General features: G+C 66.8%; 21 protein-coding genes. 13 read left to right on the forward strand and 8 right to left on the reverse strand.

Going from position 1 to position 22,069, the window contains the following annotated elements:
* The first annotated feature begins 27 nt into the window (after positions 1-27).
* A complete protein-coding gene (locus BLQ70_RS18575) occupies positions 28-1,194 on the forward strand; it encodes a Gfo/Idh/MocA family protein (RefSeq protein ID WP_091859600.1) in 1,167 nt (388 codons plus the stop codon).
* Here BLQ70_RS18575 and glpK read toward each other — a convergent pair.
* Positions 1,186-2,688 (reverse strand): glycerol kinase GlpK, encoded by a 1,503-nt coding sequence (gene glpK / locus BLQ70_RS18580; protein WP_091859604.1) that lies wholly within the window; start codon positions 2,686-2,688, stop codon positions 1,186-1,188. The genes BLQ70_RS18575 and glpK overlap by 9 nt on opposite strands.
* Before the next feature lie 218 nt (positions 2,689-2,906).
* Here glpK and BLQ70_RS18585 point away from each other — a divergent pair, with 218 nt between their 5' ends.
* From BLQ70_RS18585 to BLQ70_RS18595, 3 genes are read left to right on the forward strand one after another with little or no spacing between them, the layout of a single operon-like run.
* Positions 2,907-4,025: a Ppx/GppA phosphatase family protein gene (locus tag BLQ70_RS18585; protein ID WP_425284608.1), complete on the forward strand. Its 1,119-nt coding sequence runs from the start codon at positions 2,907-2,909 to the stop codon at positions 4,023-4,025.
* A 10-nt stretch (positions 4,026-4,035) separates the two neighbouring features.
* Positions 4,036-4,779, forward strand: a complete 744-nt coding sequence (locus tag BLQ70_RS18590; RefSeq protein WP_091859608.1) for an RlmE family RNA methyltransferase — start codon at positions 4,036-4,038, stop codon at positions 4,777-4,779.
* Complete coding sequence (locus tag BLQ70_RS18595) at positions 4,776-5,729, forward strand: aminoglycoside phosphotransferase family protein (protein WP_091859611.1); 954 nt, start codon at positions 4,776-4,778, stop codon at positions 5,727-5,729. The genes BLQ70_RS18590 and BLQ70_RS18595 overlap by 4 nt, the downstream gene beginning before the upstream one ends.
* 34 nt (positions 5,730-5,763) lie before the next feature.
* On the opposite strand, the gene BLQ70_RS18600 is transcribed toward BLQ70_RS18595, so the two are convergent.
* Both BLQ70_RS18600 and BLQ70_RS18605 read right to left on the reverse strand, forming a co-directional pair.
* Positions 5,764-6,384 carry a hypothetical protein gene (locus BLQ70_RS18600; RefSeq protein ID WP_091859613.1) on the reverse strand — a complete coding sequence of 207 codons (621 nt, stop codon included), beginning with the start codon at positions 6,382-6,384 and terminating at the stop codon, positions 5,764-5,766.
* A gap of 36 nt (positions 6,385-6,420) precedes the next feature.
* On the reverse strand, positions 6,421-7,860 hold the full coding sequence (locus BLQ70_RS18605) for a DHA2 family efflux MFS transporter permease subunit (RefSeq protein WP_061967714.1): 1,440 nt from the start codon (positions 7,858-7,860) through the stop codon (positions 6,421-6,423).
* Between the two features lie 300 nt (positions 7,861-8,160).
* On the opposite strand from BLQ70_RS18605, the gene BLQ70_RS18610 reads away from it, so the two are divergent.
* The 8 genes from BLQ70_RS18610 to BLQ70_RS18645 all read left to right on the forward strand — a co-directional run bounded on the left by BLQ70_RS18610 (position 8,161) and on the right by BLQ70_RS18645 (position 18,039).
* A complete protein-coding gene (locus BLQ70_RS18610; RefSeq protein WP_091859616.1) occupies positions 8,161-8,478 on the forward strand; it encodes a hypothetical protein in 318 nt (105 codons plus the stop codon).
* A gap of 184 nt (positions 8,479-8,662) precedes the next feature.
* Positions 8,663-10,156 (forward strand): IMP dehydrogenase, encoded by a 1,494-nt coding sequence (gene guaB / locus BLQ70_RS18615; protein WP_061967710.1) that lies wholly within the window; start codon positions 8,663-8,665, stop codon positions 10,154-10,156.
* Between the two features lie 70 nt (positions 10,157-10,226).
* Entirely contained in the window at positions 10,227-10,637 is a 411-nt protein-coding gene (locus tag BLQ70_RS18620) for an MAPEG family protein (protein WP_061967708.1), read from the forward strand.
* Positions 10,638-10,783: 146 nt separating this feature from the next.
* On the forward strand, positions 10,784-11,884 hold the full coding sequence (locus tag BLQ70_RS18625) for a DUF2865 domain-containing protein (RefSeq protein ID WP_091859618.1): 1,101 nt from the start codon (positions 10,784-10,786) through the stop codon (positions 11,882-11,884).
* Between the two features lie 352 nt (positions 11,885-12,236).
* A complete protein-coding gene (locus tag BLQ70_RS18630) occupies positions 12,237-13,247 on the forward strand; it encodes an extracellular solute-binding protein (RefSeq protein ID WP_091859621.1) in 1,011 nt (336 codons plus the stop codon).
* A 95-nt stretch (positions 13,248-13,342) separates the two neighbouring features.
* Positions 13,343-14,929 (forward strand): ABC transporter permease, encoded by a 1,587-nt coding sequence (locus BLQ70_RS18635; protein ID WP_244512078.1) that lies wholly within the window; start codon positions 13,343-13,345, stop codon positions 14,927-14,929.
* Between the two features lie 96 nt (positions 14,930-15,025).
* Positions 15,026-16,780, forward strand: coding sequence for an AsmA family protein (locus BLQ70_RS18640; protein ID WP_091859627.1), 1,755 nt, complete (start codon positions 15,026-15,028; stop codon positions 16,778-16,780).
* An 80-nt stretch (positions 16,781-16,860) separates the two neighbouring features.
* Positions 16,861-18,039, forward strand: coding sequence for an E22 family MetX-like putative esterase (locus BLQ70_RS18645; RefSeq protein ID WP_091859630.1), 1,179 nt, complete (start codon positions 16,861-16,863; stop codon positions 18,037-18,039).
* Positions 18,040-18,057: 18 nt separating this feature from the next.
* Here the strand turns inward: BLQ70_RS18645 and BLQ70_RS18650 are convergent, their stop codons facing one another.
* The 3 genes from BLQ70_RS18650 to BLQ70_RS18660 are packed head-to-tail and all read right to left on the reverse strand — an operon-like array spanning position 18,058 to position 19,390.
* Complete coding sequence (locus tag BLQ70_RS18650; RefSeq protein WP_091859633.1) at positions 18,058-18,669, reverse strand: ATP-dependent Clp protease proteolytic subunit; 612 nt, start codon at positions 18,667-18,669, stop codon at positions 18,058-18,060.
* Between the two features lie 50 nt (positions 18,670-18,719).
* Positions 18,720-19,079, reverse strand: coding sequence for an SRPBCC family protein (locus BLQ70_RS18655; protein ID WP_091859637.1), 360 nt, complete (start codon positions 19,077-19,079; stop codon positions 18,720-18,722).
* Positions 19,076-19,390 carry an ArsR/SmtB family transcription factor gene (locus BLQ70_RS18660; RefSeq protein ID WP_091859639.1) on the reverse strand — a complete coding sequence of 105 codons (315 nt, stop codon included), beginning with the start codon at positions 19,388-19,390 and terminating at the stop codon, positions 19,076-19,078. The genes BLQ70_RS18655 and BLQ70_RS18660 overlap by 4 nt, the downstream gene beginning before the upstream one ends.
* A gap of 340 nt (positions 19,391-19,730) precedes the next feature.
* On the opposite strand from BLQ70_RS18660, the gene BLQ70_RS25825 reads away from it, so the two are divergent.
* On the forward strand, positions 19,731-19,898 hold the full coding sequence (locus BLQ70_RS25825) for a hypothetical protein (RefSeq protein ID WP_210184322.1): 168 nt from the start codon (positions 19,731-19,733) through the stop codon (positions 19,896-19,898).
* Between the two features lie 40 nt (positions 19,899-19,938).
* On the opposite strand, the gene BLQ70_RS18670 is transcribed toward BLQ70_RS25825, so the two are convergent.
* Together BLQ70_RS18670 and BLQ70_RS18675 are read right to left on the reverse strand one after the other, a co-directional pair.
* Positions 19,939-21,222 (reverse strand): acyltransferase family protein, encoded by a 1,284-nt coding sequence (locus tag BLQ70_RS18670; protein ID WP_139163583.1) that lies wholly within the window; start codon positions 21,220-21,222, stop codon positions 19,939-19,941.
* Between the two features lie 133 nt (positions 21,223-21,355).
* Positions 21,356-21,988, reverse strand: a complete 633-nt coding sequence (locus BLQ70_RS18675; protein WP_091859645.1) for a MarC family protein — start codon at positions 21,986-21,988, stop codon at positions 21,356-21,358.
* Between the last annotated feature and the right edge of the window lie 81 nt (positions 21,989-22,069).

A 22,069-nucleotide genomic window follows, 5' to 3' on the forward strand; every position in this document is an offset into this window, starting at 1 on the left:
GCATCTCCAAGAACATCAGGTCACGCGATGAACGACGAACCCGCGCCAAGGCTGCGCTATGCCATGATCGGCGGCGGCCGCGATGCCTTCATTGGCGCCGTGCACCGCCATGCCATCGCGCTCGACGGGCAGGCGGAGCTGGCTGCGGGCGCCCTCTCCTCGACGCCCGAGCGCGCCCGTGAATCCGGCCGCGCGCTGGGCATCGCCGATGCGCATAACCACGCAAGCTGGCAGGCTCTGCTCGAAGCCGAGCTCGCCCGCCCGGCCTCCGAGCGCGTCGATCTCGTCGTCATCGTCACGCCGACCGACACGCATTTCCCGATCGCGCAGGCTTTCGCGGAAGCGGGCTTCCACGTCGTCTGCGACAAGCCACTGACCCATACCAGCCAGCAAGCCGGGACGCTGGTCGAGACGGTCGCCCGCCAAGCCACCGTCTTCGGGGTCACCTATAACTACACCGGCTATCCCATGGTCCGTCAGGCGCGCGAGATGGTGCGCTCGGGCGCACTCGGCGCCATCCGCAAGGTCGTGGTCGAGTATAATCAGGGCTGGCTCGCGACCGCGCTGGAGGCCACCGGCAACAAGCAGGCGAGCTGGCGCACCGACCCGGCCCGCAGCGGCATCGCCGGCGCGCTCGGCGATATCGGCTCCCATGCCGAGAACCTCGTCTCGTCTGTGACCGGGCTGCAGATCGAGGAACTGGTCGCCGACCTCGGCGCGCTCGTGACCGGCCGTGCGCTCGATGACGATGCCAGCATGCTGCTGCGCTTCAAGGGTGGCGCGCGAGGCGTCCTCGTGGCCTCGCAGATCAATGCCGGGCTGGAGAACGATCTGCGCCTGCGCGTCTCCGGCGAGAACGGAACGCTGGAATGGCGGCAGGAGGAGCCGAACCGGCTCGTCCATCACCGCCGCGAGGGGCCGACCGAGATCTTCACGCGCGCCTCGTCCTGGCTCTGCGAAGCCGCCCGCCGCGCCGGGCGCATCCCGGCAGGCCACCCGGAAGGCTTCATCGAGGCCTTCGCCAATATCTATCGCGGCGTCTTCGCCGATATCCGGGCGCGCAAGGCCGGCACGACAGCCGACCCGCTCGACGCGGACTATCCGAAGGTCGGCGACGGCGCGCGCGGCGTGCGCTTCATCGAATGCGCCGTGGCGTCCTCGGCGGAGCGACGCTGGCTGCCCTTCTCAGGTTGAGCTCAACGTCCGCCTGACGCTATCGCGCCAGCCGGCGACCTTGCGCTTGCGCTCGCTGGCGGCCATGGCCGGCGAGAAGCGCCGTTCCAGCCGCCACATGTCGGCGAATCGATCGGGCTCCGGCAGCAGGCCGGCATCGAGCCCGGCGAGATAGGCCGCGCCGAGCGCCGTCGTCTCCAGAACAGTCGGCCTGTCGACGGGCAGGTCGAGGATGTCGGCGAGCCGCTGCATCGTCCAGTCTGAGGCGACCATGCCGCCGTCGACCCGCAGCACCGACTGCTTGCCCGCGCCGGCGTCCGGCCAGTCGGCCCGCATCGCCTCGACGAGGTCGAGCGTCTGGTAGCAGACGCTTTCCAGCGCGGCGCGTGCGAACTCGCGCGGCCCGGAATTGCGGGTCAGTCCGAATAGCGCTCCGCGCGCATGCGCGTCCCAATGCGGAGCGCCCAAGCCCACGAAGGCCGGCACCAGATAGACGTCCTGCTCGGGATCGGCGGCCTCTGCCAACGACCCGGTCTCGCTCGCCCTTTCGATGATGCCGAGCCCGTCGCGCAGCCATTGCACGGCCGCGCCGGCGATGAAGATCGAGCCTTCCAGCGCATAGGTCCGCTGGCCGTCGAGTTGGTAGGCGACGGTGCTGAGCAGGCGATGTTTCGAGCGCACCGGCATGTTGCCTGTGTTGAGCAGCGCGAAGCAGCCAGTGCCATATGTCGATTTCACCATACCGGGCGAGAAGCAGGCCTGCCCGATCGTCGCCGCCTGCTGGTCGCCAGCAATTCCGCGCACAGCGATCGGCGCCCCGAAAAGCTCCGGCGCGGTATCGCCGAAATGCGCGGCGCAGTCGCGCACTTCAGGCAGCAGCGCTGCCGGAATGCCGAACAGGTCGAGCAGATCGGAATCCCAGGCGCCGCGGCCGATGTCGAACAGCATGGTGCGTGCGGCATTGGTCGCATCGGTCGCATGCACGGCCCCGCCGGTTAGCCGCCAGAGCAGGAAGCAGTCGACCGTACCGAAGGCAAGCTCGCCCGCTTCCGCCCGGCGCCGGGCTCCGGGAACGTTGTCGAGCAGCCAGGCGATCTTGGTGGCGGAGAAATAGGGATCGATGCGCAGGCCGGTCCGCTCCGCGACAAGCTCTTCATGACCGGCAGCGACGAGCGCCGCGCAGGCCTGCGCCGTGCGCCGGTCCTGCCAGACGATGGCGCGGTGGATGGCCCGGCCCGTCCGGCGGTCCCAGATCAGCGTCGTCTCACGCTGGTTGGTGATGCCGATGCCGGCGATATCCGCCGCGCTCGCGCCGCCCTTGGCAAGGGCCTCGCGTGCCGTGGCCAGCACGCTCTCCCAGATATCCTCCGGCTCGTGCTCGACCCAGCCCGAGGCCGGGAAATGCTGCGGGAACTCGCGTTGGGCGCTGGCCACCACGCCGAGCGATGCATCGAACAGGATCGCCCGCGAGGAGGTCGTGCCCTGGTCGATGGCGAGGATATGTCTGGCGGCCATGTCGGTTCCCTGCCCTGTCTTGCGTCAAGCCGGCGGAGACTGGCCGATCAGCCGGTTCCCGCGCAAGCGGTCCGGTGTCCGGCAAGTCTCCCAGCGGGCAAGGTTCTGCTTGGCATGTCGTCTGCCCTGTAGTTAGCTTGATCACGAAGCAGGGCCGCGCCGTGTTGCGGCCCCTGTCCGTGCTCCAGGGCATAGGACAGGTTGAGGGATTGGGATCGGTGGCGGTCGAGGACCGGCAACAACGGGACGTCACGTCAGTGGCGCCTCCGCAAAGAAGCAACGCCGATCCGCAGCGGGCCGGTGCGGTTCCGTCTGTCACGCCGTTCAGGAGCTTCGAGCAGCCCTCTGCCCCGCGTCCACCATCCGCGACCTATGCGGCGCTCGATCTCGGCACCAATAATTGCCGCCTGCTGATCGCCCGGCCGGCGCAGCACGGCTTCCGCGTCGTCGATGCCTTCTCCCGCATCGTGCGCCTCGGCGAGGGCCTGGCCGCGAGCAGCCGCCTCGCCGATGCCGCGATGGACCGCGCCGTCGAGGCGCTGAAGATCTGCCGCGGCAAGATGGCGAATCGCGGCGTCACCCGCGCCCGGCTCGTCACCACCGAAGCCTGCCGCGCCGCCACCAACGGGCTCGAGTTCATCCGCCGCGTCGCGGCGGAGGCGGAACTGGCACTGGAGGTCATCGACCAGCGCACGGAAGCCGCGCTCGCCGTCTCCGGCTGCGCTGCTCTGACCGATCCGGCCGCCGAGAGCGTTATCGTCTTCGACATCGGTGGCGGCTCGACCGAGATCGTCTGGCTCGGCGGCCGCAGCGAGGCGCGCGATCCCGCCGCCCGCATCCGCGAATGGGCCTCGCTTCCGATCGGTGTCGTTACGGTCGCCGAGCGCTATGGCGGCATCGAGGTCAGCCGCGAGTTGTTCGAGCGGATGGTCGATGACTGCGCGCAGGCGCTGGCGCCCTTCGCGAAGAAGGCGGCCGGGGCCAAGGACTCCCGCAGCTTCCATCTGCTTGGCACCTCCGGCACGGTCACGACGGTCGCCGGCATCCATCTAGACCTGCCGCGCTATGACCGGCGCGAGGTCGACGGGCTGTGGATGCATCAGCGCGACATCCTCACGGTGATCGACCGCCTGATCGAGATGGACTATGCCGCCCGGGCGGCGAATGCCTGCATCGGCCGCGAGCGCGCCGATCTGGTGCTGGCCGGCTGCGCGATCTTCGAGGCGATCCGCCGCGCGTTCCCGAGCGAGCGCGTCCGCATCGCCGATCGCGGCCTGCGCGAGGGCATCCTGCTGCGCATGATGCATGAGGACCGCGCCTGGTGGCGGCGGAAATAGGTTCGACACGATGAGCACCGGAAAATCGGGCGGCAAGACCGGCGGCAAGCCTGCCGGCGCGCGCGACATGCGCGTCAAGGTCAAGAAGGCCGGCAAGCTCAAGCATTCCTCGCAGCTCTGGCTCGAGCGCCAGCTCAACGACCCCTACGTCAAGCGGGCCAGGGAGATGGGCTACCGCTCGCGCGCGGCCTTCAAGCTCGAGGAAATGGACGACCGCTACAAGTTCCTGAAATCCGGGCAACGTCTGGTCGACCTCGGCTGCGCGCCGGGCGGCTGGTGCCAGATCGCCGCCAAGCGCATCGGGCTGGAACAGGGCAAGGGCTATATCGTCGGCATCGACTTGCTCGCCGTCGACCCGATTCCCGGCGTCGACCTGATCCAGATGGATTTCATGGCCGATGAGGCGCCTGCCCTGCTGACCGAGCGTCTCGGCGGCCGAGCCGACGGCGTGATGTCCGACATGGCCGCCAACACCACCGGCCACAAGAAGACCGACCACCTCAAGATCATCGCGCTCGCCGAGGCCGCGGTCGAATTCACGCATGACGTGCTGGCGCCGGGCGGTTTCTTCCTCGCAAAACTGTTCCAGGGCGGCGAGAGCGCCGAACTCCTTGCCATGCTGAAGCGCGACTTCACCACGGTGCGCAACGTCAAGCCGGCGGCGAGCCGCGCCGATTCCTCCGAGCTTTACGTGCTGGCGACCGGGTATCGGCGGAAGAATACGGAAGATAGCGGGCGCGACGAAGCCGAATGACGGTCGGCCTGCCGCATTTTGCCGATATCGATGCGTTCGACGACTGGCGCGGCCAAGCGAATGACTGGCTACCTGCGGCGCTCGATATCGCCGGCGCGGCGGGATTGCCCGTGGCCGATGTCACCGTCTTCGGCACCGGGACGAACCTCGTCATCGGCCTCGGCCCGACGCTGATCCTAAAGATCTTCCCGCCCCTGCTGCGGAGACAGTTCCTGGCGGAGCGTGCCTCGCTGGGGCAATTGGCGAACAGGCTGCCGCTGCCGGTTCCCGAGCTCGTGGCCGAAGGCGAGCGCGACGGCTGGCCCTGGCTTGCGATGACGCGGCTCGACGGCGCGCTCGGCTCGGAAGTCTGGCCCGGTCTTACCGAAACCGCGAAGGAGCGCATCCTGGCCGAGATCGGCGCGACGATCGCCGCGGTTCAGGCTGTGCCACCCGGTCCGATCGCCGCGCTCGGCCCTGATTGGCCCGCCTTCATCAGCGGCCAGATCGCGCATTGCCGGGCGCGCCAGATCAGGCTCGGCCTGCCCGCACGCTATCTCGAAGAGCTCGACGAGCTTCTGGCGGCAGCGTCGACCGCCGTTCCCCGCGACATCGACCCGGTTATCCTGACAGGCGAATACATCCCCGAGAATTTCCTGCTGGCAGAGGGTGGCGACGGCTGGCATCTCGCCGGCCTGTTCGACTTCGGCGACGTCTTCGCCGGCCTGGGGGAGTATGATCTGCTCGGTCCCAGCGCCTTCATGACCGAAGGCCGGCCCGGCCGGGTGCGCGCGCTCTTCGCAGGCTACGGTTACGGTCCGGACCGCATCGACGATGCGCTGATCCGGCGGCTGCTGATTCTCACCTTCCTGCACCGCGCCAGCGATCCGGTGGGCAAGATCGCGATCGCCGACTGGCCGACGAAGGCGAAGACTCTGGAGCAGCTCGGCCGGATGATGTGGCCGCGCTGACGTCGACCTGCTGCCGCCGGACAGGAACCTGCCGTCACTCCGGGAAGACATCCCGTGGCAAGTGGCGCGGATCATATGTGCCCGGCGCGTTCCGCGTCACGGAAGCCCAGATCCAGAAGCCGAAGCCGCCGAGGCCGAAGAGCGGCCCAGCCACCTCGAAGAACCCGGCCCTGCCGCTCAGGCCGATGTAAAGAACCGTCAATCCGGCGCCGCCGAAAATCACGGCGGCGATCAGCGTCACGACGATCAGGAAATGGTGGCGCCCCTCGGGAATGCCGCGCCGGAACGCGATAGCACCATGCCCGCCCGCGACGAGGCGGCGGTGCAGATCCTCGATGAAGGCGATGAAGGTGGTATCGCGCTGCGGATCGTCCACGCCCCAGGGGCTGCTGGAATGGACGAAGAGCGGCCGGCCGGCACTGAAGGTCAATTCCGCCAGGGCTTCCCACGGCGAACGCGGCCCGCCATTGACCGCCTGCAGGCGCACGCTCGTGAGATTGGCGAAGGGCCGCAAGCCCGACCGACCGTCAAGCTCATAAGAGATGCCGTCCGCGCTGAGCGTCAGTTCGGTTTCGGCCAACTTGAGCCGGGCCGCGCCGTTGCCGACGCAGAGATTGTAGCGCGTCTCGTCCGGGGGAGCGGGCGCCGCTTGCATGCCCTGACCTTGCGGCAAGACAGGGAATCTCGCAAGTTAGTCGAGCGGCTTCTGCTCCGCGATCGCCTCGGCGGTGACCTTGCGCGCGCTGACCGGGACATGGCCGGAAACCTCGGCGCCGGCATCCGGGGCGAGCTGCATCATCCAGAACACCGACGACGCCGAGATCAGGCCGACGATCAGGAAGGCCGGCCAGAAATCCCCGGCTGCAAGCGTCGTGCCGCCATGCAGGACATGGGCGCTCTCCAGGGCGAAGGCACCGATCGTGACGCCGATGCTCAACGAGAGCTGCTGGGCCACGCCGGACAGGCTGGTCGCGCTCGACATCTCGCGATTGGAGACGTCGGCATAGCTCAGCGCGTTGATGCCGGTGAATTGCAGCGAGCGGAAGCAGCCGCCCACCAGCAGCACGGACAAGATGATCGCGTGCGGCGTCGTCGGCGTGAACAGGCCGGAGGCCGCGAGGAAGGCGGCGCCGATCACGGCGTTGACGGTCAGCACCCGCCGGAAGCCGAAGCGCGTCAGGATGGACTTCGCCAGCGTTTTCATGATCAGCGCGCCGGCCGCCGAGACGAAGGTGATCAGGCCGGACTGCAGCGCATCAAGCCCGAAGCCGAGTTGCAGCATCAGCGGCAGCAGGAACGGAATGGCCCCGATGCCGGTCCGGAAGACCGAGCCGCCGATCACGCCGGTCCGGAAGGTCGGAATCCGAAACAGCGACAGGTTGAGCACCGGATAGGGCACGCGCTGCGCATGGAACCAGTAGGCCGCCAGCGCCGCAGCGCCGCCCAGCACGCAGGCATAGGATACCGCCTCCGGCACCAGATGGCGGCCGCCCGTATTGAGCCCGAGCATCAGGCTGGCGAATCCGAAGGAAGAGAGCAGGAAGCCGCGGATATCGAGGGGCGGAACGTCCTCCTCGCGGACATCCTCGAAGAACAGGCTCGCCAGCACCAGGCCGACGAGGCCGATCGGGATGTTGATGAGGAAGATCCAGCGCCAGTCGAAATAGGTGGTGATGAAGCCGCCGAGCGGCGGCCCGACGACAGGCCCGACCAGAGCCGGAATCGTCAGATAGGCGAGTGCCCCCACGATCTCCGACTTGCTGACGCTGCGCAGGATGACGAGGCGCCCGACCGGCACCATCATCGCCCCGCCCATACCCTGGATGAAGCGCGCGCCGACGAAGGCGCCGAGCGAGTTGGAGACCGCGCAGAGCAACGAGCCCAGCATGAACACGCAGAGCGCCGAGCGGAAGATCGTCCGGGCGCCGAAGCGATCCGCCATCCAGCCGGAGATCGGGATGAAGACGGCGAGACTGACGAGATAGGAGGTCAGCGCCAGCTTCAGCGCGATCGGGTCCTCGCCGAGCGATTTCGCGATCACCGGCAGCGAGGTCGCGATCACCGTCGAATCGGTGTTCTCCATGAACAGCGCACAAGCGACGATCAGGGGCAGGAGTTTGGAGCGCTGCAAGACGTCGGACCTTAGGATTTCGGGCCTTCCGCGCCGCCGAATTAGGCGCGTTTGAAATCATAAGCTCGGCTATTAATGCCATGTGCACGGAGTGACGAGAGCGAAATCGCGGTTTATCGGCCGATTTGCCTGCTGCCTGCGCGCTTCCGCCATGCGCCAGAATTATGGCTCGGCGGCAAGCACAACGCCGCCATGCATTGAGCTCCCTCCTTCGCTGCCTGTGGCAGCCCCATCTCCCTGATGCCCGGCTGGAACCGGGCCGTCGCGAGGGGCGCGCGCCGTCAACCTCGGAGAAGCGCCATGATCAGCATCTCACCTGTATTCGCCGCCGCCCATCGCCTGTCCCCCGGCCTGCCCGTTCTCGGCATCGCCCTCCTTGCCGGCTTGAGCTGGGCGCCGAATCCGGCCGCAGCCGCCTCCGCTGGCTGGCAAAACGGCTGCCAGTTCAAGACGATTCCCGGAAGCGGCGGCGAAGGCCTGCGCTATGACGAATGCCTGCGGCTGGAAACCTGCCAGCAGATGGCCAATGCCGCAGGGCGGACCATCTTCGCGGCCGGCTGCTTCGGCATCGCGCCTGACGCGCCCGTCCATCCCGTAGCGGCTCGCCTGGCCCGCTGATCCGGGCGACGCTGGCGGAAACGGCGCAGCCTTTCACTCGCGCCGTTTCCGCACTGCAAAAGAATCCGTCCCGATGCACTAGCGGCCCCGCCACGCCCGTGCTAACGGGCCTCGTCAACTCGGCAATGGGCCTTTCGCCCTGCCCCTTTGAAAAGCCGGCCTCGCCCGGCGGTCGGAGTTGACGATGACGCTTTCCCTCGACGGTCTGATTCGCGACGGCCTTACCTTCGACGACGTGCTGCTCGAGCCGGGCCCGTCCGAGGTCATGCCGGCGGATGTCGACATCCGCACCAGGCTCACCCGCACCATCTCGCTGAACCTGCCGATCATCGCCTCGGCCATGGACACGGTCACCGAGGCCCGCATGGCGATCGCCATGGCGCAGGCCGGCGGGCTTGGCGTCATCCACCGCAATCTCGACGCCGACCAGCAGGCCGCCCAGGTCCGCCTCGTCAAGAAATTCGAATCGGGGATGATCGCCAACCCGATCACCATCCATCCCGACGAGACGCTGGCCGACGCGCTGGCGCTGATGAAGAACAACGGCATTTCCGGCATTCCGGTCGTCGAGCGCGGCCCGCAGGGTCACCACGGCAAGCTCGTCGGTATCCTCACCAACCGCGACGTGCGCTTCGCCGCCAACCCGGCCCAGCCGGTTTCGGAGCTGATGACCAAGGAGCGCCTGATCACGGTGCGCGAGGGCGTCAATCCCGAGGAGGCGCGCCGCCTGCTGCACCAGTTCCGCATCGAGAAGCTGCTCGTCGTCGACGATCACTACCGCTGCATCGGCCTGATCACCGTCAAGGACATGGAGAAGCAGGTCGCCCACCCGAACGCCGCCAAGGACGCGCATGGCCGCCTCCTCGCCGCCGCCGCGACCACGACCGGCGACCAGGGCTTCGAGCGCTCAGAAATGCTGATCGATGCCGGCGTCGACCTGATCGTCGTCGACACCGCCCATGGCCACTCGGCCAAGGTGCTGGAAGCCGTCAGCCGGGTGAAGAAGCTCTCCAACTCCGTCCAGGTCATCGCCGGCAACGTCGCCACCGCCGGCGGTGCGCAGGCCCTGATCGATGCCGGCGCGGACGCCATCAAGATCGGCATCGGCCCGGGCTCGATCTGCACGACCCGCATCGTCGCCGGCGTCGGCGTGCCGCAGCTCACCGCGATCATGGATGCCGCCTCCGCCGGCGCGAAGGCCGGCGTCCCGGTCATCGCCGATGGCGGCATCAAGTATTCGGGCGACCTCGCCAAGGCGCTGGCGGCCGGTGCCTCCTGCGCCATGGTCGGCTCGCTGCTGGCCGGCACCGACGAGACCCCCGGCGAAACCTTCCTGTACCAGGGCCGCTCCTACAAGGCCTATCGCGGCATGGGCTCGGTCGGTGCGATGGCGCGCGGCTCGGCCGATCGCTACTTCCAGCAGGACATCAAGGATTCGCTGAAGCTCGTACCGGAAGGCATCGAGGGCCAGGTCGCCTACAAGGGCCCGGTCTCGAATGTGCTGCACCAGCTCGCCGGGGGCCTGCGCGCTGCTATGGGCTATGTCGGCGGCAAGGACCTCGCCGACTACCAGGCCAAGGCGCGCTTCATCCGCATCACCAGCGCCGGCCTGCGCGAGAGCCACGTCCATGACGTGACCATCGTCCGCGAGAGCCCGAACTACCCGACCCGCTCTTGAGTCATCGCGGGCATTGTGCAGCACTGGCCCGACTCATCCAGGCCGGTGCGACACGAGGCGACGCGCAACCATGACTCTCAAGCTGATCTATCCGACGCTGGCGATGATCTTCTGGATCTTCGTCGTCGGCGTCGTCCTCGCCCTGCGTCGCAAGACCGCCTTCACCAGCGGCGCCGTCCGGCCCGACGAGGTCACGGTCTCGACCGAGCGCTACCCCGTCCCGGCCCGGCTTGCCGCAGCGAACTTCACCAACCAGTTCGAAACACCGGTGATCTTCTTCGCGCTCGTGATGATCGCGATGGAGACCGGCGCGACCGGCTATGTCATGGCGCTCCTGGCCTGGCTCTATGTCGCGACCCGCGTCGTCCACACCTTGGTCCATATCGGCCCCAACCCACTGAAGCTGCGCGGCGCGATCTACGGCATCGGCGTCATCGCGCTGTTCTGCATGTGGCTCGGGGTGCTGATCTCCGTGCTCTGAGAGACCGGGCCTGCCTCGCCTCGCTCCCGTTAAGCATTCCACCCGTTTCCGCCGGCTGCGAGCCGGGAAGCGTTGAAGCTTAACGAAAAGTAAACTACACCCCGAATGGCGGCGGACGGTGGACAAGCGTAGTTTGGAGTGACGCGATGTTTCGTGTCCGTGAAGTCCCGGCGCGGGTTTTCGCCCGCGACGGTGAGGTTCTGGCTGCCGTTTCCGGCAAGACGAAGATCGCAAGGCGCAGCCCCGCGGCACGCCTCCTGGCGCTCGCCGCGCTCGGGGTCGCGCTCGGCTCCGGGGGCATCGTGCTGACGGCCTCGATGGTCCAGGCCGAGGGCGATGCCGGCGCGCGTGAATTCATCATGCAGGAAGCCGCGCGCCGCACCGAGCAGACGCGCCTGCGGAATGCCGCCTACACCTCGACACGCTATGCCCCGCAAGCCAATGCCTATGCGCCCGCCGGCCATGGCTGGCGCCTGCCGCTCATGCAGACATTGCCGGACGGCCGCCTCGCCCACCCGCCGGTCGACCTCAACCCCTTCCGCAAATCGGCCCGGAAACCCGCCGAGCGGCGGCGCAAGGTCGCGGGCACTGCGACCGCCTCGCTCGATGCCGTCACCGGCGCAGCAAACCGGGCCCAGACGTTCTGCGTCCGCCTTTGCGACGGTTTCCCCGCTCCCATCGGCTATCTCCGTGCGCCCGCTGACATGAAGGCCCATGAAGCGCTGTGCCAGGCGGCGAATCCCGGCGTTCCGGTCAAGGTCTTCAGGATGGCCGCAGGCGCGACCGGCATGGCTGACGCCGTTGCGGCCGACGGCAAGCGCTATGGCGCCCTGCCGATGGCCTTCAGCCATGAGAAGGCGGCCGACCCGGCCTGCCGGTCCCCCATCGTCCAGGTCGGCGAACGACGGATCTCCCTGCTGCGCGACATCACCTTGCGGCCGGGCGACAGCGTCGTGCTCGACGGCAAGGTTTCGACCTTCACCGGCGGTTCGAGCTGGCCCTATAGCCGGCGCGACTTCCGCGACTTCCGCACAGCGTCGGAACTCAGCAAGTCCCAACGCAAGCAGATCGACGAGCGGGTCGGCATTTCCCGAATGGAAGCGCAGGAGCGCAGCGTCCGCCGCCAGATGCGGGTCCGCGAGGCGCGTCTGCATGACGATACCTTCGCCAGCGACGCGATCCTGCGCGGCACGGTCGATCCGACGGCACGCGAGTCGGCCCGGCTGATCCCGCTGCCGACGCGATAAGTGTCGAGACTTTCGACGCTCCTTGTCCGTCCGGGACTTCGCGTCTCGGGCACGCCCCGGAATGACAACGGCTTGGGCCTGATGCGAGCCGGTATTGCGCCCCTGTTCGACAGGAAGCTGACGGCCCCAGCCGCGGCAGGTCGCCTCATTCAAAAGATGTACGACCGGATCGCGTGCGAAATCTCTTCGTCTTTCCAAGGCAATGCTTGATTTATTAGAATTCGTCAAAATAAGAAGTTAGCTAGAATTCGTCTAAGACATTGATATCATAGGATTACTTCATTGACGCCCCCTGCCGGGCGTTCTATCGCTCGCCCGTCGCGCTGATCGCGCCCATCGACGGAGCAGAAGAATGATCGCAAAGACCTATCTCCACGCCCTGGCGCTGTCGTCCTGCCTGCTGGCCGCCCCGGCCTTCGCGCAGGGTGTGAACCTCTACACCACCCGCGAGCCCGCCTTGCTCAACCCGGTGCTGGAAGCCTTCACCAAGGATACCGGCATCAAGGTCAACGCGGTCTTCCTGAAGGACGGCCTGCAGGAGCGCATCCGCGCCGAAGGCGCCAACAGCCCGGCCGACGTCATGCTGATGGTCGATGTCGGCGAAATCAACGCCGCGGTCGATGCCGGCATCACCCAGCCGATCAAGTCCGCGGTCGTCGACAAGACCGTTCCGGCGCAGCTTCGCCCCGACAACAACTGGGTCACGCTGACCAAGCGCGCCCGCGTCGTCGTGGTCTCGAAGGAGCGCGTCAAGCAGGACGCGATCACCTATGAGGACCTCGCCGACCCCAAGTGGAAGGGCAAGTTCTGCATCCGCGCCGGCCAGCACCCCTATAACAACGCGCTCTTCGCCGCCTATCTCGCCCATCACGGCGCCGAGAAGACCGAGACCTGGCTCAAGGCCGTGCGCGCCAACGCCGCCCGCAAGCCCGGCGGCGGCGACCGCGACGTCGCCCGCGACATCCAGTCGGGCCTCTGCGACATCGCCATCATCAACACCTACTATATCGGCCTGATGAGCCAGGCGAAGAACGAGCAGAAGGGCTGGTTCGACGCGATCCAGCCGCTCAAGACCACCTTCGCCGGCGGCGGCACCCATGTGAACGTCTCGGCCGCCGCGCTGGCCAAGAACGCTCCGAACAAGGACAACGCCGTCAAGCTGGTGGAGTACATGCTCGGCGACAAGGCGCAGGCCCTCTACGCGAACGGCAATTTCGAGTTCCCGGTCAACCCGGCCGTGACCGACTCCGCTGCCGTCAAGCTTCTCGGCGCCGTCAACCCGGACAAGCTGCCGCTCTCCGAGGTGGCCAAGCAGCGCAAGGCCGCGGCGAACCTCGTCGACAAGGTCGGCTTCGACAATTGAGCCTGAGCCAGCCGCTCAATCAGCAGCGACGGTCGCCATTCTCGTGGCGGCCGTCGACGCGTTTTGCCTATGCGGCGATCGGAGGCGCGGCGCTCGTGCTGCTGCCGCTGCTCGCGCTCGTCGCCACCGCATTGTCCTCGCGGCAGGCGGCCGAGATCTGGCCGCATCTCGCCGCCAACGTCCTGCCGACAGCCCTCGTCCAGACCAGCCTGCTGCTGGTCGGCATCGGCACGGCCTGCGCCGTCATCGGCGTCGGCACCGCCTGGCTGGTGACGCAGTATGATTTCCCGGGGCGGCGCTCGCTCGAATGGCTGCTCGTGCTGCCGCTGGCGCTGCCGACCTATCTGACCGCCTATATCTACGTCGAGTTCCTCGGCTTCCAGGGGCCGCTCCAGAGCGCGTTGCGCGCCGCCACCGGCTGGCGCTCGCTGCGCGACTACTGGTTTCCCGATCCGCGCAACCTGCCGGGCGCGATCGCGATCATGGCGATCGTGCTCTACCCTTACGTTTATCTCAGCACGCGCGCGCTGTTCAGCGTGCAGGGCGCCAGCATCGTCGAGGCCGCGCGCAATCTCGGCGCGGCGCCCGGCCGCCTGTTCTGGCGCATCGGCCTGCCACTCGCACGACCGGCTTTGGCCGCCGGCCTGACCCTCGTCCTGCTGGAGACGCTGAACGATATCGGTGCCACCGAATATCTCGGCGTCCGCTCGCTGACGCTCTCGATCTACACGACCTGGGTCAATCGCGGCTCGCTGCCCGGCGCAGCCCAGATCGCCTGCGTCATGCTGCTGATCGTCTTCGCGCTGATCCTCGCCGAGAGGAAGCTGCGCGGGCAGCGCCGCTTCGCCCTGCCGGTCCGCCAGCCCCGACCGGTGACGCGCCGGCCGCTGCACGGGCGCAGCGCCGCTCTGGCCGCCCTCGCCTGCGTCCTGCCCGTGCTGTTCGGTGCCGCCTTGCCGATCGGCTATCTCCTCACCGAAATCCTGCAGCGTGGCCTGCTGGCGCAGTTCGACGCCGCGCTGTTGCGGCTTCTCGGCAATGCATTGCTGCTCTCCGGCCTCGCATCGATCCTGGTCGTGGCGCTTGGGCTCGGCATCGCCACGGCCAGCCGCAGTGGTCGCGAGACCTGGCTGAAGCCCCTCGCCCGCATTGCCAGCCTCGGCTACGCCGTGCCGGGCACCGTGCTCGCGCTCGGCCTGCTGATCCCGCTCGCGGCCTTCGACAACCTGCTGGCCGATGCCGCATCCGCCCTGTTCGGCCTCAAGCCGGGCCTGATCCTGATCGGCTCCGGCGCCGCGCTCGTCATCGCCTATACCGTGCGATTCCTCGCCATCGGGGTCTCCGGCGTCGAGAGCGGGCTAGCGCGGGTCTCGCCGCGGATCGACGATGCGGCCCGCGCGCTTGGTGCCGCCGGGCCGGAGGTGCTGCGCCGCATCCACTGGCCGCTGGCCCGACCGGCCATCGCCGCTGCCGGGCTTCTTGTCTTCGTCGACTGCCTCAAGGAATTGCCGGCAACGCTGCTGCTGCGCCCGCTCAACGTCGACACGCTGGCGACCGTGGTCTACGGCCATGCCTCGCGCGGCGTCTTCGAGGATGGCGCGCTGGCGGCGCTGCTGATCATCCTGGCCGGGCTCTATCCAGCCTTCGTCCTGGCGAAAGCCGGCACGAATCGCGCGGGATAGCCGGCTTTCCCGCCTCGACAAGCCCTCGGCATCGGCCTAAACCCTGTGCCGCCAGGGGGCTGGCTGAATTTCGGCCCGGTGCCGATTCGGAAGTCCATGACCAGACGCGCTGCGATCATCGCCTTCAGCCTCGTCGTCGCCATCGGCCTGCTCGGTTCGCGGTCGTGGGACGTTGCGCTGGGCCGTGTCCAGCGCGCAGCCGTCAGCGCGATCGAAGAGCGGACCGGCTTCGTCGTCAAGGCGATCGAGCGCGCCGAAATCGCCCTGCTCCCGCTACCCCGCATCAGCCTGTCGCAGGTCGCCTTCAGCCAGCGCGACGGTGCGCTCTCCGGCGAGGCCGTACGGGTCAAGGCGCAGTTGCGCCTTCTGCCGCTGCTGGGCGGGCGGATCAGCTTCGACCGGGTCGATCTGATCGCGCCGCGGATCGACGTCGCCGTTCCTGCCGGAAGTGACGGCGTCACCGAATGGCTCAGCACCCCGCTCGCCGAATTCGAGCGGCTGCAAAGCCAGAGCAAGATCGTCATCCGCTCGGGCTCTGTCTTCCTGCGGGCGAATGGTGCGATCCAGAGCGTCGTACGCGATCTCGATCTCGTCATCGACGAGCGCAGCCTTAACGAGCCTCTCGCCCTGTCCGGCTCACTCAACTGGCGCGGCGTACCGACCGATGTGAGCCTGCTCTGGCCGATGGTCGGAGGCAGCGCCAAGACCGCTCTCTCGGCGACCTCCTCCCTGCTGAAGCTGCGCTTCGAGGGCACGCGCTCCGGCCCCGGCGCACCGGTGATCAACGGTCTGCTTGCCCTTTCCACACCTTCGCTTCCCGAGCTTTTCGGCTGGTTCGGCGAGGAATCGCGGCTGGCCTCGGCGCTTGGCACCGTTGCGGTCTCGTCCGACATCCAGGTGAAACCCCGCGAGGTCTCGTTCAACAACGCCATCGTCAGTCTCGACGGCGAGCGCCTCGACGGCGCGATCAAGCTTGCCGATGCCGGTGGACGCTTCGCGCTGTCGGGCACGCTCGCCGGCGTGACGCTCGATCTCGGCCGGCTTGTCGATCGACTGCCGGTCCCGGTCGTCGATGCAGCCGATACCGCGCCCTTCGACCTCGATGCCTGGACCGCGCGCGACATCGATCTGCGGATATCGGTCGACTCCGTCCGTCTGAAAGGCGCAAAGCTCACCGACGTCGCGACCTATCTCCTGGTGAAGAAGGGCCGGTTCGAAACCGGCCTGCTGCGGGCCAGCGCCTATGGCGGCAGCGTCAAGAGCCGTTTGCTCGCGGTCGGCGTTCCCGCCGGCGTCGACGTCAAGCTCCAGGCCGGCCTCGACAAGGTGAATATCGGCCAGGCTGCTTCCGACCTGCCGCAACTGGCGCGCCTCAGCGGCACCGGCGGCCTGCAGCTCACGCTCGATGGCGTCGGGCGCTCCTTCGACGAGTTGCTGGGCTCGCTCACCGGACGGGCCAACCTCGCGGCCCGGCAGGGCGAGATCGGCGGCGTCGCCTTCGGCGAATTGCTCCGCCGCGCCGAACGCAGCCCGGCCCAGGCTCTGCGCGAATGGCGGCAGGGCAAGACGCCGTTCGAGACGATCTCGGTCAATGCCGGGATCGCCGGCGGCCTTCTCGCCCTGACCGAGGCGCAGATGACCGGCTCGAACTACCGCTTCAACCTCGCCGGCAGCGCCTCGCTGCGCACCCGCAACCTCGACATGACCGCGCTGCTCACCTCGCCGAACGGCAACTTGAAACTGCCCTTCCGGCTCAAGGGCCCGATCGATGTTCCCGCCTTCGATATCGAGGCCGAGGCCTTCCTCAGCCCCGCCGGCGCCTCCCTCGTGCCGACGCTGCTGACCCGGTAGCTCCCAATCCGCTTTCGCGCTCCCCCGAAATCCGCTCTGATGCGACCGGACCTTGTTGCGGCGGCGGGAAGGATGCGGCGATGAAGATGTGGCTCATGGGCGCTCTCGCGCTCGCAGGATGGATGACGGCAGGCATGGCCGACGCGCAGGAACCGACGGTCGAGAAGAAGGTCTTCGAGCTCGCGAGCTTCACCACCCAGAGCGGGCGGGCGCTGAAGAATGTCCGCGTCGGCTGGGAGAGCTACGGCACGCTCAACGCCGACAAATCCAACGCCGTGCTGATCTGCCATTTCTTCTCCGGCAACTCCCATGCCGCCGGCAAATACGACGCCAGCGACGCAGCGCCGGGCTACTGGGATGCGATCATCGGCCCCGGCAAGGCGATCGACACCAACAAGTATTTCGTCCTGTCCTCGGACACGCTGGTGAACCTCAACACGGGCGACCCCAAGACCACCACCACCGGCCCGGCCTCGACCAATCCCGATACCGGCAAGCCTTATGGCCTCGATTTCCCGGTCGTCACGGTGCGCGACTTCGTCGAGGTTCAGAAGGCGTTGGTCGAAAGCCTTGGTATCAGGAAGCTCGCGCTCGTCGCCGGCCCCTCGATGGGTTCGCTCCAGACCTTCGAATGGGCGGCAAGCCATCCCGAGATGGTCGCCAAGGCCATGCCGGTGATCGGCGCCGGCGAGGCCGATGCGATGCTGATCGCCTGGCTCGACGTCTGGGCCGCGCCCATCCTCGTCGACCCCAACTGGAACAATGGCGACTACTACGGCAAGACGCCGCCGCTCGCCGGCCTCGCCAAGGCGCTGACCGCTGTGACGCTGCAGGCCAATCACCAGGACTGGGCCAATGCCACCTTCGGCCGCCGCCCGGCCAAGGAGGGCGAGGAGCCCGGCAAGGCGCTCGCCAACAGGTTCCAGGTCCAGAGCGTGCTCGACAATGCCGGCATGGCCCGCGCCAAGGTCTCGGACGCCAACCATTTCCTCTATCTCGTCAAGGCGAACCAGCTCTTCGCGGCCGGCGGCACCTCGCTCGCGGACGGCATGGCGAAGATCAAGGCGCCGATGCTGCTGATCACCCAGCCGAAGGATCTCGTCTTCACGCCCGACATGGTCGCGACCACGGTGAAGGCGGCCAAGGAGGCCGGGCGCGACATCACCCACGCCACCATCGACGGCAGCCGCGGTCATCTCGACGGCGTGATCTCGATGAAGCAGGCCGAGGGCGCGATCCGGGCTTTCCTGGAGAAATAGGCGGTAGCAGCCGGCCGCTCACGCCGCGGCCGGCTCCTCCATCCTGTGGACGATCCGGTCGATCAGGCCCCATTCCAGCGCCTCTTCCGCCGTCATGAAGCGGTCGCGGTCGAGCGTGCGCTCGACCTCCTCGTAAGTTCGCCCGCAATGCTCGGCATAGAGCCGGGTCAGCCGGTGCTTGGTCTGCCGCATCTCCTCGGCATGGATGAAGATATCGGAGGCCTGCCCCTGGAAGCCGCCGAGCGGCTGATGGACATGCAGGCTCGCATTGGGCAGCGCCCCGCGCTCGCCCGGCTCCCCGGCCATCAGCAGGAACGAGCCCATCGAGCGCGCCGTGCCCATGCACAGCGTATGCACGGGCGAGCGGATGTAGCGCATCGTGTCGTACATGGCGAAGCCGCTGGTCACCACGCCGCCCGGCGAGTTGATGTAGAGATGGATCGGCTTCTTCGGGTTCTCGGCTTCCAGGAAGAGGAGCTGCGCGCAGACCAGCGCGCTCATCGCGTCATTGACCTCGCCGTTCAGGAAGATGATCCGCTCGCGCAGCAGCCGCGAGTAGATGTCGAACGAACGCTCCCCGCGGCTCGACTGCTCGACGACCATAGGGACGAGTTGCATCGCTTCGCGCATCGGCGAACTCCAAAGTCTTGGGGAATGGATGGTGAGGTTTTTGCGGCGTCTCAGGCGGCGGCGCGCATGAGCGGTGGCCCGTTGCTGTTCGCCGGGATCAGATCCTGTCCGACGCGGCGATCGGTCAATTCATGGATCACATGCAGGCTGCTGCCGCCTGCCTCGCTGGCGTCGATCCGGAACGTGACCACGCTCTCCAGGAACGGCGGTTCGTTGTCGCGCATCCGATAGCGCAGCGCCTCGCCCGGCGTGACGATGCTCGGCTTGGGATCGGCCAGCTCCGCCTCGGGCAGCCAGTGCTCACGCAGGCCGGGCATGCTGAGCGCGCGCCAGAGCTTCTCGGGCGGCTCGTCGAAATGGAATTCGAGGACGAGTGGATCGGTCGCCGCTTCGCTGTCGCCGCCGCTCATTGATCCATCTCCTTGAGCAAGGTCCTGAGATCGTCGATCCGCGCCGGCCAGAAGGCGCGGTATTTCGTCAGCCAGCGCGCGACCAGCGCGAGCCCCTCCGGGTCGACCCGGTAGTTGACGAAGCGTCCCTGCCGCTCCTCGCGAACGAGGCCCGCCCCCCGCAGGACCGCGAGATGCTGCGACATCGCCGGCTGGCTGATCGCCATGCCCTCGCGCAACGCGCTGGCATTCAGGCTGCCCGCCGTAAGCTTGTCGAGGATGGCGCGCCGCGTCGGATCGGCCAGAGCCTTGAAGATCTCGTTCTCGATCATGCAGTCACATAAGCATTCACTTATGTGATACGCAAGAGCTTTTGTTCGGGTCACCCGCCCAGGCCCGCCAGCATCGCCGCCTCCTTCTCCCGGATGCGAGGCGTGAGCCCTGTGCTAGCTTGTCACGAGCACCGAGCAGGGCACGAAAGGGTACGCGATGAGGATGACGAGACCGAGAATTCTCCTCCTCTGCGCCGTCCTGTCGTCTCCCGCATGGGCCGCCTGTACGGAGCCGCCGGCCGGTTCGGCTCAGGCTCCTGCCCTGTCACCGCCGCTGAGCCAGGCCGTAACCGGCGCCGGCCGCCTGCAATTCCATTCAGCGCCGGACAGCGCATGCCCCATGAAGGGCGTCTTCATCATCCCGAAGGACGCGGTCATCACTTATGCGCAGACACGGGATGGCTGGTCGTCGGTGATGTATCTCAATCCCAGAACCGGCAGCGACGTCAGTGGCTGGGTCAGGTCTGCACGATTGAAGACGGTCGGGACCATGGGGCCGAAGCACTGATTGCTGCGCACGAAGCTACGAAATCTGCAACGGGTCGCGATCAGACACCAGACCGTTCTCCATTCGCGATCTGTTCCGGGATTGGCTCTTCGTCGGACGACGCGTCCGCGCCACGCTGCCCCACGACGCCGAACGGCTTGGAACGGGCATATTCGACGTCCCGCGATATCGCGGTATCCGTCTTGATGGGACGGCCTCGGATTCGATCTCGAAGCATCCTTATGGGCGCCTCAACGAAAAGGTCCGACAGCCAAGCTACGGCAAGGGAGAGCGCAATCACCGCTGCCACAGTCCAATAGGAGGCAGGGAGAAGCGCATACGCGAAAACCAGAACAACATACTGCTGCAGATAGAGCGGGAAAGACAGGTCGCCGATCCGTCGGTCGATGCGGCTCCAGGGTACTGGTAGCTTCACCGGAATGAGGATGAGGAAGATGAGCGTTAGAATGAAGAACAGGATGGAATGAACGGTGTTGTGCACTTCGGTAAGCTGCCGCGCCGGCAGAAATGACGGCATGCTCATCTCTGTGCAGGTCCAGAGGCATAGAGCGAACAGGGCAGCAACGATGCCGTAGCTGAGCCATGACGGTGCACGCGTGGTGAGATAGGCCGCTATCCCGAGAGCAAAGTAAGGCACGAATCCAAAGAGACCGGGCCCCTTTTGGTTCAAGGCGGCCGTGAACATGAGAGCTGCCACGATCAAAAGCGTGACATAGGACAGGCGTCGCTGATAGGCCCCGATCCACAAGGTGACACCCAGAAGGCTGTAAAAGAAAACCTCGACTCGCAAAGCCCAGACATATGGGATGAAAGGCGGTCGATCCTGACCGTAACCCGGCAACATCATAAAGAAATTGGCGAATATATTATCTATGGATAGAATTTGATCTTCAGAATACGGCACAAGCTTATTCGGTAGAAAATTTGTAATCAGGGCCGCAGCCATGGCAATTACGCCAATGGATAGCGCTAAGGACATCACATATTGAGGCACGATACGCAGGGCGCGGTTTGCAGCGAACTGCAAAGGTCGCTTCCAATAGATATTCTCCGCAGCCTCTGTGATGACGAAACCGGAAAGAACGAAAAAGACGAGAACCGCAACTGAACCAGTTGCCCAGCTCCAGTTTGCCTGCATCTCGGCTGGCCCGACATGGCCGACATGTTGGAGGAGAACAAGCAGAGCCAGTAATGTCCTAAGCGTCCCAAACGGTCTGTAAGGCATAGCTGCCTCCCCCTCGTCCGTAATCGAGCCGATCACACGAAAAGGTTCTTGATGGTTGGCAAGAACGCGGGCGGTTCCAGGCGGCGGTGCAGCCTTCAATCCGAATGACCGGAAGGTCGATCAGCGAGCTGCAAGTGGTCTAGCGGATGAAGCCGGAAGAGCTCGATGCGATGCTTCGTAACGGCGAGGATGAATGACCGCCAGGGTCGAAAGCAGCCCTTCCAACCCGCCCCTACCCCGCCAGCGCGGCGGCCTTGATCCCGTCGATCACGAACTGCACGGCGAGTGCCGCGAGGATCACTCCCAGCAGGCGCGTCAGCACGATATTGCCGGTGACGCCCAGAAGCTTCGCGATCGGCGTCGCCGAGAGGAAGACCAGAAGACAGGACAACACCACCAGCCCGCAGATCACAGCCAGCGTCGCCAGCAGCAGCGGGTCGCCGCCGGCGCGGCCGGCAAGCAGGATCATCGCCGTCAGCGCGCCCGGCCCCGCCATCAGCGGGATCGCCAGCGGGAAGGCTGCGACATTGCGGATATGGTCCTGGGTGATCGCGGTATCCGCCGTCTGCTGCTTGCGCTCGGTCCGGCGCTCGAACACCATTTCGAAGGCGATCCAGAACAGCAGCAGCCCGCCCGCGATGCGGAAGGCCGGCAGCGAGACGCCGAGCGCCTTCAGCACGATGTCGCCGGCCACGGCGAAGAAGGCCATGATGCAGAAGGCGATGATCGAGGCGCGGATGGCGACCTGCCGCCGCTCGCTTTCCGACATCCCGCGCGTCAGCGACAGGAAGATCGGCGCAAGGCCTGGCGGGTCGAGCGTCACCAGCATGGTGACGAGGGCTGCGGTGGCGAATTCGACGAACATGGCGCCACATCAGCATGCCGCAGGCCCGCCGTCACGCGCCAAGAAAGGCCGGAATATGGCAGCGCGCCGGAAGGCATCTGA

This window comes from Allobosea robiniae (assembly GCF_900102525.1).
Lineage (GTDB): Bacteria > Pseudomonadota > Alphaproteobacteria > Rhizobiales > Beijerinckiaceae > Allobosea > Allobosea robiniae.